General features: G+C 70.5%; 9 protein-coding genes. 6 read left to right on the forward strand and 3 right to left on the reverse strand.

The annotated features are described in order from the left end of the window. The first annotated feature begins 72 nt into the window (after positions 1-72). Positions 73-867, forward strand: a complete 795-nt coding sequence (locus ACZJYS_RS01345; RefSeq protein WP_493175357.1) for an IclR family transcriptional regulator domain-containing protein — start codon at positions 73-75, stop codon at positions 865-867. A gap of 18 nt (positions 868-885) precedes the next feature. On the opposite strand, the gene ACZJYS_RS01350 is transcribed toward ACZJYS_RS01345, so the two are convergent. From ACZJYS_RS01350 to ACZJYS_RS01360, 3 genes are all read right to left on the reverse strand, one after another. After that, entirely contained in the window at positions 886-2,385 is a 1,500-nt protein-coding gene (locus tag ACZJYS_RS01350) for a lipopolysaccharide biosynthesis protein (protein WP_493175359.1), read from the reverse strand. 127 nt (positions 2,386-2,512) lie between these two features. Then, a complete protein-coding gene (locus ACZJYS_RS01355) occupies positions 2,513-3,220 on the reverse strand; it encodes a sugar transferase (protein ID WP_109517099.1) in 708 nt (235 codons plus the stop codon). 488 nt (positions 3,221-3,708) lie between these two features. Next, the gene (locus tag ACZJYS_RS01360) at positions 3,709-5,886 is read right to left on the reverse strand and encodes a GumC family protein (RefSeq protein WP_379651254.1); all 2,178 of its coding nucleotides are present in this window, start codon (positions 5,884-5,886) and stop codon (positions 3,709-3,711) included. A gap of 556 nt (positions 5,887-6,442) precedes the next feature. Here ACZJYS_RS01360 and ACZJYS_RS01365 point away from each other — a divergent pair. From ACZJYS_RS01365 to ACZJYS_RS01385, 5 genes are read left to right on the forward strand one after another with little or no spacing between them, the layout of a single operon-like run. Next, a complete protein-coding gene (locus ACZJYS_RS01365; RefSeq protein ID WP_109517101.1) occupies positions 6,443-7,657 on the forward strand; it encodes a hypothetical protein in 1,215 nt (404 codons plus the stop codon). Beyond that, positions 7,654-8,514: an aldo/keto reductase gene (locus ACZJYS_RS01370; RefSeq protein ID WP_493175360.1), complete on the forward strand. Its 861-nt coding sequence runs from the start codon at positions 7,654-7,656 to the stop codon at positions 8,512-8,514. The genes ACZJYS_RS01365 and ACZJYS_RS01370 overlap by 4 nt, the downstream gene beginning before the upstream one ends. Further along, complete coding sequence (locus ACZJYS_RS01375; RefSeq protein WP_493175361.1) at positions 8,511-10,238, forward strand: GMC oxidoreductase; 1,728 nt, start codon at positions 8,511-8,513, stop codon at positions 10,236-10,238. The genes ACZJYS_RS01370 and ACZJYS_RS01375 overlap by 4 nt, the downstream gene beginning before the upstream one ends. Continuing rightward, positions 10,238-11,491 carry a glycosyltransferase gene (locus ACZJYS_RS01380; protein WP_493175363.1) on the forward strand — a complete coding sequence of 418 codons (1,254 nt, stop codon included), beginning with the start codon at positions 10,238-10,240 and terminating at the stop codon, positions 11,489-11,491. Before ACZJYS_RS01375 ends, ACZJYS_RS01380 begins: the two co-directional genes overlap by 1 nt. A 9-nt stretch (positions 11,492-11,500) precedes the next feature. Beyond that, entirely contained in the window at positions 11,501-12,541 is a 1,041-nt protein-coding gene (locus tag ACZJYS_RS01385; RefSeq protein ID WP_493175364.1) for a class II aldolase/adducin family protein, read from the forward strand.

The following is a 12,541-nucleotide window of genomic DNA, read 5'->3' on the forward strand; positions in this document are numbered from 1 at the left end:
GCCGTGAACCGGGAATCGGCTGGCCTGGGGCTTTCCTTGAAGCCGGCCGTCTTTGCGAGGAGTCCGCCGGGCATGCCCTCCTACGAGCCTGTCACCGCCGTGCTGCGGGGCCTGGAGGTGCTGCGGGCGGTGAACCACCTGCGCAGCGCCACGGTGCGCGAGATCCATGAGGCGACCGGCCTGAACCAGCCCACCGTGGTGCGGATGCTGGAGACGCTGATCCATGCCGGCTTCGTGGCGCGCCAGCCAGGCCAGCCGCGCTACCTCCCCACGGGCCGCACCCTGGAACTGAGCGCCGGCTATGAGCTGCAACGCGAGGTCGGGCTTGCCGCCACGCCGGTGATGACGCGGCTGCGGCGCGGCATCGGCTGGCCCTCCGATATCGGCGTGTTCGACGGCGATGCCATGGTGGTGGTGCACACCAGCCGCGGCGAGGGCGGGCGCTTCCTGTTCGAGCGCCGGCCCGGCTTCCGCGCGCCGATCCTGGCCACCTCGCTCGGCCGTGCCTATCTCGCCCATTGCAGCGAGGCGGACCGGCGCCAGGCGCTGGAACGCGCCGCCCGCCTGCCCGAGCCCTGGAACGAGCCCGCCCGGCAGCCGGCGTCGCTGGAAGCCCTGCTGCACCGCATCCGCACCGAGGGCTATGCCGGGATGGATGAGGCCTATGCAGCGCGCGACTATGGTGGGATGGCCAGCGCCATCGGCGTGCCGGTGCTGGAGGGAGGCGTGGCCATCGCCGCGCTGAACCTGATGTATCTGCGCGATGCCATCGACCAGGGGAGCGTCGTGCAGAAGCTGCTGCCGGCGCTGCAGCAGGCGGCGCGGGAGCTGGCCGAGGCCCTGAGCGGCCTGAAGCGCCCCGGCTGACGGCGCCCCCGCCCGGCTTCAGGCCCGCGCCTGGGCGCCCCTGCCGCGCCGCAGGCCGGGCAGGTGCACCCGCAGATGGTCGCTCGCCAGCACGGCGGCCGCGAGAGCCAGCCCCGAGGCGCCCACCGCGATCGCCAGGCGCGTCAGCAGCGGCAGGCTCTCCGGCGTGACGAAGCACACCAGCCCGTAGGCGAGGCCCACCGCCACCAGCTGCGGCAGCACGCTGCTGCGCAGCCAGCGCCCGGCGAGCCCCTTCAGCCGGTTGCGGAAGGCCGTGGCGGTGAAGATCACGAAGGCCAGCCCGTTGGCGCCGATCAGGCAGAGCGCCGGAAGGATGACGCCGTAGCGCGGCGTCAGCAGCAGGATGGCGGGCAGGTAGAGCGCGCCGGTGACGAGGTTCGACTTCAGCGCCGTCGCCGGGTCGCCCTCCGCCATCTGCAGGGCGTGGGAGGGGCGGCAGAGGCCGCTCAGCGCATAGGCGGCGGCCAGCGCCGCCAGCACGGGCGCGAACTCCCGCGCCGCGTCGGGCCGGCCGCTGACCAGCTCGATGAAGGCGGCACCGAAGAAGACCAGCGCGCCCGCCGCCGTCAGCATCAGCGCGAAGGTGGCCTGCGAGGCGGTGAAGAACAGCACCCGCAGCTCCTGGATGTGCTCGCCGCGGACATAGGCGGACATGCGCGGGAAGGTGGCGGTGATGAGCGGCGTGGTCAGCCGCACCATGGCCGAGCACATGGTGGAGACCAGCGAATAGGTGCCGAAGACGGAGAGCGGCAGCATGGCGCTGATGACGAGGGAGTCGGCGATCTGCACGAAGGTGCCCGTGGCGGCGGAGGCCATGTTGGTGCCGGCGAAGGCCACGGTCTGGCCGATCAGTGCCATCTCCAGCCGGCGCGGCCGGAAGGCGCCGGGCACGACGCGCGCCACCACCAGCGCGAAGCTGCCGGTCTCGACGATGCTGGCGACGATCTGGCTCCAGAAGAAGGCGTGCGCGCTCGGCTCCACGGCCAGGGCGCCGAGGCCCAGGACGAGGCGCAGGATGCCGGTGGAGGCGAGCAGCACATTGCAGGTGACCTGCCGCTCCAGCCCTTCCAGCGTGGCCTGGAACACGCCGCGCAGGCGCTGGATGCCCATGGCAATCCCCATCAGCACGAGGCTGGAGGCCACATAGGAGGTCTCGATGTCCTGCGGCTTCAGCCAGTGCCGGGCCAGCAGCCCGGAGCCCGCCCAGACGGCGAGGACGAGGATGGTGGCCAAGGCCAGGTAGATCAGCAGGAAGTTGAAGACGAGCGAGCCGGTGCCGGCCGGGTCCTCCACCTGCTGGCGCGCGACCGCCCGCGTCGCCGTCTGGCCGAGGCCGGCATCGAAGATGGCGGCTGCCGTCATCAGCACGGTGAAGAAGCCGATCAGGCCATATTGCTCGGCGCCGGCGAGCCGGTAGCCGCCGAAGGCAAGCCCTGCCTGCACCGCGATGGAGACCGCCATTCCGACCAGATTGGCGAGGACGTTGCGAGCCATCATGTCCGTCGTGGAACCTTGTCTGGACAAAGGGAATGTTGCTTGGCGTCAAGGCGGAGGGCGCAACGAAAAATGGCTTCGCCATACCGCGAAGCCATCTCCGGAGTTCCCCTTGGTGGCTGCCGCCGCCTCAGTAGGCGCCGCGGCTGAACAGCACGGCCGGGACGGTCTTGAAGAGGATCTTCAGGTCGCGCCAGAAGGAGAACTCGCGCACGTAGCGGCAATCCAGCGCCACGCGCTCGGTGTAGCTGGTGTCGCTGCGGCCGCTGATCTGCCACAGGCCGGTGATGCCGGGGCGCACCATCAGGTAGCTGGCGGCGGCCACACCATAGTGCTGGTCGAGCTCCTCCTGCACCACGGGGCGGGGGCCGACCAGGCTCATGTCGCCGCGCAGGACGTTGAGGAGCTGCGGCAGCTCGTCGAGGCTGGTGGCGCGAAGGAAGCGGCCGATGCGGGTGACACGCGGGTCGCGCGGCAGCTTGCGGCTGGTGGCCCAGAGGCGCGCCGCCTCCGGATCGTTCTGCAGCAGCTGCGCCAGCACCTCGGCCGCGTTCGGCACCATGCTGCGGAACTTCAGGCAGCGGAAGCTCCTGCCACCGCGCCCGATGCGCGAATGGCCGAAGATGGCCGGCCCACCATCGGCCGCCACGATGGCCATGACGATGAGGAAAAGCGGAGCCAGCACAACGAGCGCCATGCCTGAAGCCAGAATATCCAGCGAACGCTTGGCGACATGATGCCAGAAACTGTTCTTGCTCTCCAGCCGCCCATAGAGTTGGGCATCCAGAGATGTCGAATTGTCGATCTGGATATTATTTGGCCAATTTGCATGGGTCATTGGGCAACTCCGGTTACAGATGGCCGGTAAGGTATCCGTCTTTCGCCGTCTAAAAATACACGAAACAGTTGACTAAGATAGAATATTTTTGAAAACGCGTCTGCGAGTGCTTTCAACTGTCTGTGTCCATAAGAAGTAATGCCGAGAGTTGTGCAGTAGAGTTCCACAACCTGAAGTTGTCCCTCGGTCTGGGACAGATTTCTTCTTATCTGTACGAGGGGAAAGAGGGCCTTTTCGGCGCTACCATTCCATGGTGCAGCGCACCATCGACATGACGGTTTCGGAGAAAACAGGCAAATCCGCCTGCCTGACAAGGATTTTACGAGTAGCGCCGAAATAGCAGCCAGGCGGTCCCGGGGAAGCCTGCCAAGCCGCCGAGGCGACGGGGCGGCCGGAGGGAAGCGGCGGGCGGCGCTCCTCCCTCCCCTGCATGAAAAAGGCGCCGCCGGCGGGAGGCCGGCGGCGCCGATGGGGATAGCCGAGGAAGCTCAGGCGCCCGGCGCGGGCAGACGCTTGAGATCCGGCGACGCGCTCTTGGCATAGCCCGCATAGTAGCCGAGCGGGTCCAGCCGGCCGGGGCGCACGCGCGTCAGCACCGTCGCCATGCGCGCCCGCATGGAGCGCGGCAGGCGCCGTATGGCTTCCAGCACCATGGTGCGCGGCGCCCGCTCCCAGCCGACCGCGAACAGGACGGAGTCCGCGTGCTGCGACAGCACGACCGCATCCGCCACCCGCATGACCGGCGGGCTGTCCATGATCACCAGGTGGTACTCACGCCGCGCGCGGCTGATCAGCTCGGCAAACTGCCGGGATTCGATCAGCGCCTGCGGGTTGGGCGAGGAGCGGTCGGAGAGCAGGGTGTGCAGGCCCGAGCGCTCGTCCACCTGCACGGCGTCCTCGAAGCGCGTCTCGCCGTTCAGCACCGCCTCGATGCTGCGGCCCGGCCAGGGCGCGCCGAAGATGGTGGACATCTGCGGCCGGCGCATGTCGGTCTCCAGCAGCAGCACCCGCAGCCCGTCGGCCGCCGAGAGGCGCGCCATGGAGGCCGCCACGGTGCTCTTGCCGTCGCCGATGCCGGGCGAGGTGACCAGCACCGTGTTGGCGGGCCCGCCGCCGGCCACGGACTGCATGGTCAGGCGCAGGGCGCGCAGCGTCTCGGCGATGCCGGACTGCCCCTGCTCCATCACCATCCCCGGCATCCGGCGGCGGCGGCCGCTGCCGAGCGCCGGCAGGCTGCCGGCATTCTGGATGCCGGTGATGGTCACCAGATCCTGCACCGAGTTGACCGTGCCATGCGTCATCCGGCGCAGCACCAGCAGGCCACCCATCAGGAACAGGCCGATGAAGCCGCTGAACGCCGCCACGACGGAGGCCGGCGGGCCGTTCGGACGGAAGGGCACGGCGGCCGGCGAGATGACGCGCGCCGCCGGGAACTGGGCAGAGGCCAGGCGGGTCTGCTCCGTGCGGGTCAGGAAGGCCTGGTAGACCTGCCGCTTCGCCTCCGCGTCGCGCGTCAGCTGCGCAAGCATCACCTCGGCCTGGGCACCGCTGCGGGCGGTGGTGGTGGTGGTGGCCAGCGAGGCCTGGGCGTCCTGCAGGCGGTCGCGCGCGGCATCCACCTCACGCCGCAGCGAGGTGACGATGCGGCTGGTCTCGCCGGCGATCTGCCGCTGCAGGTCGCGCAGCTCGGCCTCGGCGGCCAGGCGGTCGGGATGGCGCGGGCCAAGGCGCTGGCCGAGCGTGGCGGCGCGCTGGACGATCTCCGCCTCGCGGTCGCGCAGGCTCTGGATCACCGGCGAGGCCAGCGCCTCGCTGGAGGCGCTGCCGCGCAGGCCGGAGCGCATCACGCTGTCCAGCGCCGCCTGGGCGCGGGCCAGCTCCTGCCGGGCCAGCGCCACGCGGGCCTGCTGCTCGTTCAGCTGCAGGGCGCCGAGCGAGCCCTGCGCCGTCTCCAGCAGGCCGCTCTCGCGCCGGAAGGCCTGGATCTTGCGGTCCGCCTGCTCGACATCCTCGCGCAGCGCGGTGAGCCGCTCGGTCAGCCACTCATTGGCCTGCAGGGTGGTGTCCCGCTTGGCGGCCACCTCGAGGGAGATGTAGCGCTCCATCAGGATGTTCACCACCTGCGCCGCCTCGTCCGGGGAGGGCGACAGGTAGCGGACGCTCACCACGTTGCTGTTGTCGGAGGTGCGGATGCTGAGCCGCTGCTGCAGCTCCTCGATGGCCAGCGCGACACGGTCGAGCGGCTGCTCCGGCTCCGCCGGGGCGGGGGGCACGCCGTCCACCGTCTCGCTCCACCAGCGGCCCGCCGAGGCCATGAGCCCGCGTGCCCAATCGCCCGCGTCCTGCATGGCCTTGGAGAAGCCGCTTTCCTGCTCCTCCTTCTGATGGAGTTCCAGCGTGCGGACCACCTCCTCGGCCAGCCGGCGCGAGCGCAGGATATCCGCTTCCGTCCGGATCCGCTGCATGCCGGGAGGCGCATTGGCGACGGATTGGTTCAACTCGGGGATGGGCGGCTCGCGGTTCTCGACCAGCAGCAAGCCTTCGCTGGCGAAGCGGACGGGCAGGGACTTCGCAACGACGAAGCCCAGCACAGCCGTGACAAGGGCCGCGAAGGCCAGCGTCATTTTGCGTCGCCACAAAAGGCTGAGAAGATCGGTCAGGCGCATAGGGTTTGCCTCATGAAGGCCACTGGACAATCGCAAAGGTTGCCAACATTGGGCAGCGGCGGGGCGCCGGGTTTTCCGGTGCCATGCTGAGACCCGCAGGGTGCAGCGTTACTAAACACAGCCTCAACGATCTGTCCAAATAATCGTCCTAGCCTCACACGAATGTGGCTGGTGAATGATAATGTGTCTCTTTAGAGCCTTCGTGACGTCATTTTACGCGGTGTCAGGCCCTTGCCGACGCCCGCTTGTCATGTCGCGCATCCGGCACTTCATGCCTGGAGGACGGAATGTTGTTGGTACCGACTGCGTTTTCCCGATCGGCCGCCTGCAGGATTGCATGCTGGCGCGACCGTGGCGGAAAAGGCGACGGTCAAGCTTCAGCCCGCCGCTTTCAGCATAGTGTTTTGTGCAGCGCAAAAAAATCGGGAAGAAGCCCGAAACCGCCCGGCTTCTCGCGCGATTGCGTGAGCCCCTCCCTCCTGACGATGCAGATCCATCCATGATGCCACCCCTTCGCCCGGGACTGCGGGATTCCTCGGAATCCGAAGACGCCCGGATGGTGCGCCGCTGTCTGGTCGTGGCTCTGTTCGCCTCGATCTTCCTGCAGCGCTTCGCGATCCCCATCGGCGAGGATGGGCTGGCGATCAACCTGCTGGTGACCCTCCTGGTGCTGGGGGTGATGGCCGTCAGGGGCGTCTTCACCCTCGACCCGGTGCGGACCGTGGCCTTCTTCGCTCTGGCCACGGCCGTCTCGCTCAGCACCGCGCTGAACGCCGGCACCGCATCGCTGCCCTCGATGGTGCTGATGCTGGTGATGTACGCCCCCTTCACCCTGGCGTTGAACGTCACCGACGGCGTGTTCAGGGGCTGCGTGAGCGCCTTCCAGAAGATGGTCCTGGTCTGCGCCGTATGCGGCGTGGCGCAGTTCGTTGCGCAGTTCGCCATCGGCGCCGAGCACCTCTTCACCTTTCACGAATTCGTGCCCGAATCCTTCCTCCTGCCCAATTTCAACACTGCCAACCCGCTGACCTGGGATTCCCCCTACTACAAGAGCAACGGCTTCTTCCTGCTGGAGCCTTCGACCTTCTCCCAGTACCTGGCCATCGCCATCGTGCTGGAGCTGCTCTTCTACGGCGTGACCCTGCGGCTGCTGGCCTTCGGCATCGCCCTGCCCACCTCCTACTCCGGCACCGGGCTGGTCCTGCTGCTGTTCGTGCTGCCCTGGCTGATGCTGCATCTGCGGGCCTACGGCGCCATCGTGGGCGGCCTCGCCTTCGTCGTGCTGGCCGTGGTCACCGGCAGCCTCTGGAACATCGACGTCCTGCTGAACCGGATCAACGAGTTCCAGTCGGAGGATTCGAGCGCCAATGCGCGCTTCATCGCCGGCGCCTGGCTGATCGGGGAATTCCTGCTCTCCTCGGCGCGGGATGTCATTTTCGGGCTCGGGCCGGGCTCCTACGCGCAGCACACGCCGCTCGTGGCCTATGAGGCCCATGATCCGGCCTGGGCGAAGATGCTGTTCGAATACGGCCTGATGGGCTCCGCCATCTTCTGGCCTTTCTTCTTCATCTCGCTGTTCAGCAACACACCCTCGCGCTGGATCAGCGCCTCGCTGCTGATCGGCTACTTCACCTTCGGCGGCATGCTACTCGATCCCAGGCTGCAGATCATGATCCTGGTCTTCTGCGTCTGGCCGAAGCAGCCCTCGGCCCTGCCGGAGCGCGAGCGCCAGAGCTGGGTTCCCACCTTCAACAGCCGGCATGCCGCATGACCCTTCCCCTTCTCCCGCTCGGCCAGCGCAGCGGCCTGCAGGCTTCCGCGATCGGGCTGGGATGCAGCCGGCTGGGCTCCACCCTCGGCGGCTGCACCGGCGATGACGCGCTCCGCCTGCTGCACCATGCCCTGGACGCCGGCGTCACCCTGTTCGACACGGCCAACATCTATGGCCAGGGCGAGAGCGAGCGGCTTCTCGGAGCCGCGCTGCAGGGGCGGCGGGACGGGGTCATCCTCGTCACCAAGGCGGGGCAGCGCTTCACCCCGGCGCAGCGCGCGGCGAGCCTGGTGAAGGCGCCGCTGCGCTTCCTGGCCGGGCATGTGCCCGCGCTGCGGGCGGCCATCGCCAGCCGCCGCGCCGGCGCCCTGCCGCGCGACGTCTCGCCGGCGCATCTGCAATCCTCGATCGAGGCCAGCCTGCGCCGGCTGCGCACCGATCGCATCGACCTCTTCCTGCTGCACAGCCCCACCGCGGCGATGGTGCGGGAAGGCGCCGCCTTCGCCATGCTCGACGGGCAGGTGAAGGCCGGCAAGCTGCGCGCCTGGGGCGTCTCCTGCGACGATGCGGAGACGGTGGAGGCCGCGCTGCGCGTGCCCTCCGTGGCCGCGCTGCAGGTGCCGCTCGAGGTGGCCCGCTCGATGCGCCCGGCGCTCGACGCCGCCGCCAGCCAGGGCGTGGGCCTGATGCTGCGCGAGATCTTCGCGGGCCAGGCCGCCGCAGCCCCGGCACGGGCCGCCGCCATCGGCGAGGCCCTGGGCCACCGCAACGCCATCGCCCTGGTCGGCACCACCTCCACCGCGCATCTCGACGAGGCGCTGCGCCACGCCCGGCAAACCCTGGAGATTTCCGCGTGATCCTTGATGCGCTTTCCCTGGCCCCCGGCACGACGCTGGAAGCGGATCTCTGCATTGTCGGCGGCGGCGCCGCCGGGCTCTCGCTGGCCAGCGCTCTGGAGGATTCCGGCCTCTCGGTCCTGCTGCTGGAAGCCGGCGGCCGCAAATTCGATCCCAGGCAGCAGGACGGGCTGCAGGGCAGCGTGGCGCCCGGCTCCAGCCACTCGCCGCCGCACATGTACCGCCGCCGCGTGCTCGGCGGCGCGACGGCGATCTGGGGCGGCCGCTGCGTGCCCTTCGACCCGATCGACCTCGAGGCGCGGGACTGGGTGGAGAGGAGCGGCTGGCCGATCGGCTGGGACGACCTCGCCGCCTACTACCCGGCGGCGCAGGTGCATTGCGAGGCCGGCGCCTATGCCTATGACGTCGGCACCGCCCTGCCGGCGGGTGCGCCACCCACCATCGAGGGCTTCAGCGACCCCGACCTGGTGGCCGACCGGCTGGAGCGCTTCAGCCGCCCGACCGATTTCGGCAAGTCCACCTTCGCCCGCCTCACCGCCGCGCGGCAGGTGCGCATCCTGCTCAACGCCCAGGCGCTGCGGCTGGTGACCGAAGGCGCGGCGGGCCAGGCCGGGCCGGTGCAGCGGCTGGAGGCCGCCAGCGCTCCGGGCCGTGGCCTCACCGTCCGCGCGCGGCGCTACGTGCTGGCCACGGGCGGGCTGGAAGTGCCGCGGCTGCTGATGGCCTCCGACGAGTCGCGCCGTGGCGGCCTCGGCAACGAGAGCGGCGCGCTGGGCCGCTACTACATGTGCCATGCCGAGAACACGCTGGGCCGCCTGCGCCTGACCCCCTCGAACCGGCCCGTGGCGCTGGATTTCGAGGTGACGGAGGACGGCACCTATGTCCGCCGCAAATTCGGCCTCTCCGCCGCGGCCCAGCGCCGCGAGGGGCTGCTGAACACCATCTTCCGGCTGCACTACCCGCTGATCGCGGACCCGGCGCATGGCAGCGGCGTGCTCTCCGCAATGTATCTGGTGAAGGACGCCATCCTGCCGGAATACCGGCGCAAGCTGGCCACCATCGAGATCGCCAACCGCGGCCGCATGGTGCGCGATTCGCGCTTCTGGCTGTCGCACATGGCCAATGTGGTGAAGGACAGCCCGGGCGTGCTGAAATTCGGCCAGGCCTGGCTGCGCAAGCGCACCTTCGCCAGCCGCAAGCTGCCCTTCGTCGTCGTCCGCTCGCGCGACGGCAGCTACCCGCTCGACGTGAACGCCGAGCAGGTGCCGAATGCCGACAGCCGCGTGACCCTCACCGGGGAGCGGGATGCCTACGGCCTGCCGCGCCTGCAGGTGGATTGGCGCCTGCACCGGCAGGACATCGACAGCCTGGTGCGCAGCATGCGCGTGGCGCGCGACGCCTTCGCCCGCTCGGGCACCGCCACGCTGACGTTCGACGATGCCACCATCGAGGACGAGGTGCGCGCCTCCACCCCGGTGGGCGGCCACCATATCGGCACGGCGCGCATGGCCGAGTCGCCGCGCGACGGGGTGGTGGATGCTCATTGCGCGGTGCACGGCGTGCCCAATCTCTATGTGGCCAGCGCCGCGGTGTTTCCCACCAGCAGCCATGCCAACCCGACGCTGACGATCGTCGCCCTCGCCCTGCGTCTGGCCGACCACCTGAAGGCCTGCGCCGCGCGGGAGGCCGCCCCCGCCCCCAAGGCCGTCCCGGAGCTGACCTGATGACCCGTTGCCTCTGGCTCGCCCGCACCCTGCCCTTTCCGCTCACGGCCGGGGACCGCATCTACACCGCCAAGCTGGCCGGCGCGCTGGCCTCGGCAGGGGTCGAGATCACCTTCGCCGGCTTCGCGGGCGATGCGCCGGCGCAGGCCATCCCCGGCGTCACCTGGCATACCGTGCCCGGCGGCCCGCGTGGCCGGCTGCAGGCGCTGGCCAACCCGATGCCGCTGGTCGCCGCCCGCCACGACACCCCGGCCTACCGCGCGGCGCTGCGCGACCTCGCCGCCCAGGGCCCGTGGCAGGTGGTGGTGGTGGACCAGTACGGCATGGGCTGGGTGCTGCGGCACCGCCATCTGTTCGAGGCCGGCCGCCCCGCCTTCGTCTTCGTCACGCACGACCATGAGGAAAGCGTGACCAAGATGCAGTGGCAGGATGCCACGGCCAGCCTCGGCAAGCGCCTCTATCTCGGCCAGAACTACGTCAAGACCCGCTGGTTCGAGCGCTGGATCGCCCGCCGCAGCGATCTCGTCACCACCATCACCCAGCACGATGCCGAGCTGTTCGGCGCCAACGCGCCGGGTGTGGCCATGCTGCCGCTGGTGCCGGGCTATGACGGCGTGCGCGTGGCGAGCCGCGAGATCACCACCGAGACGCCGCGCGCCGTCGTGCTGTTCGGCTCCTACCGCTGGAGCGCCAAGCAGGCCAACCTGCGCATCTTCCTCGAGCATGCGGACCCGGTGCTGTCCCGGGCGGGGATCGAGATCCGCGTCGTCGGCGACATGCCGGACGACCTGCGCCAACAGCTGGAAGGCCGCTACAAGGCCGCCCGCTTCACCGGCTTCGTCGACGACCCGGCGCCGCACCTGGCCGGCGCCCGGATGGCCGTGCTGGCCGAGCCGATCGGCGGCGGCTTCAAGATGAAGCTGCTGGAATACGTGTTCAACCGCGTGCCCGTGGCGGCGCTCACCGCCTGCGCCAGCGGCCTGCCGGAGAGCGTGAGCGGCGAGATGCTGCTGGAGCCGGAGCTGGACGGGCTGATGCAGCGCGTCATCGCCGAGATCGACGACCTGCCGGCGCTGAACCGCCGCCAGGAGCACGCCTTCACCGCCGCCGAGCACGCCTTCGACTGGCGCGAGCGTGGCCGGATGCTGCGCGATGCCATCGCCGAGCGGCGCAGCGCGGCGGCGCGCGGCGCGGGAACGCCGAAGCCGGATTACGGGGCGCTGGAGAGCGCCCCGCAGCCCGGCAAGGCCTGAAGCCCCGCCATGGCATCCTCGCTTGCCGCGGCGCTGGCGCCGCTCGCGGCCCTCTCGGCGCGCCTGGGCGCGAACCGCGACCTGGTGCAGGGCGCGGGCGGCAACACCTCGCTGAAGCGCGGCGACAGGGAGCTGTGGGTGAAGGCCTCCGGCACCTGGCTTTCGGCCGCCGAGCGCCAGCCCATCTTCGTCGGGCTCGACCTGCCGGAGGTGCTGCGCCGCCTGAAGGCGGATGAGGCCGAGCCCGCCCTGCCGGCCCTGCTCGACCCCGCCGGCACGCTGCGCCCGTCCATCGAGACCACGCTGCATGCGCTGCTGCCGCACCGCGTGGTGCTGCACGTGCATTCGGTGAACGCCCTGGCCTTCGCCCCGCGCGCCGATGGCGAGGCGCTGGTGGCCGAGCGCCTTGGCGGCCTGCGCTGGGCCTGGATCCCCTACGCCAAGCCCGGCCTGCCGCTGACCCGCGCCGTGCAGGCCCGGCTCGGCGGGGCGCCGGACATCCTGGTGCTCGGCAATCATGGCCTGATCGTGGGCGGCAGCAGCCCGGAGGAGGCGGCGGCGCGCCTCGACGCGGTGGAGCGGCGCCTCGCCACCCCCGCGCGCGCCGCGGCGCCGGCCGACCTGCCGCTGCTGGAGCGGCTGGCTGGCCTCTCGGGCGGCCGCTACCGCCCGGCGCAACTCACCGAGGCCCATGCGGCCGCGACCGACCCCGCGAGCTTCGGCATGGCCGCGCGCGGCGCGCTCTACCCGGATCACGTGGTCTTCCTCGGCCCCGCGCCGATCCCCACCCTCTCCGCCGCACAGGCCGCGGAATGGCTGCGCGAGCCGCCGGAGCCGGCCCCTGCCCTGCTGCTGGTGGCGGGCGCCGGTGCGCTGCTGCGCGCGGATCTCGGCGCCGGCGCGGAGGAAATGGCGGCCTGCCTGGGCCTGGTGCTGCCGCGGCTCGACCCCGCGGCGCCGCTGACCGTGCTCAGCCCCGCGCAGGAGGCCGAGCTGCTCGACTGGGACGCCGAGAAATACCGGCAGTCGCTGAACACCGCCAAACCGTAG

The sequence above is a fragment of the Roseomonas sp. TS2 genome, assembly GCF_058833935.1.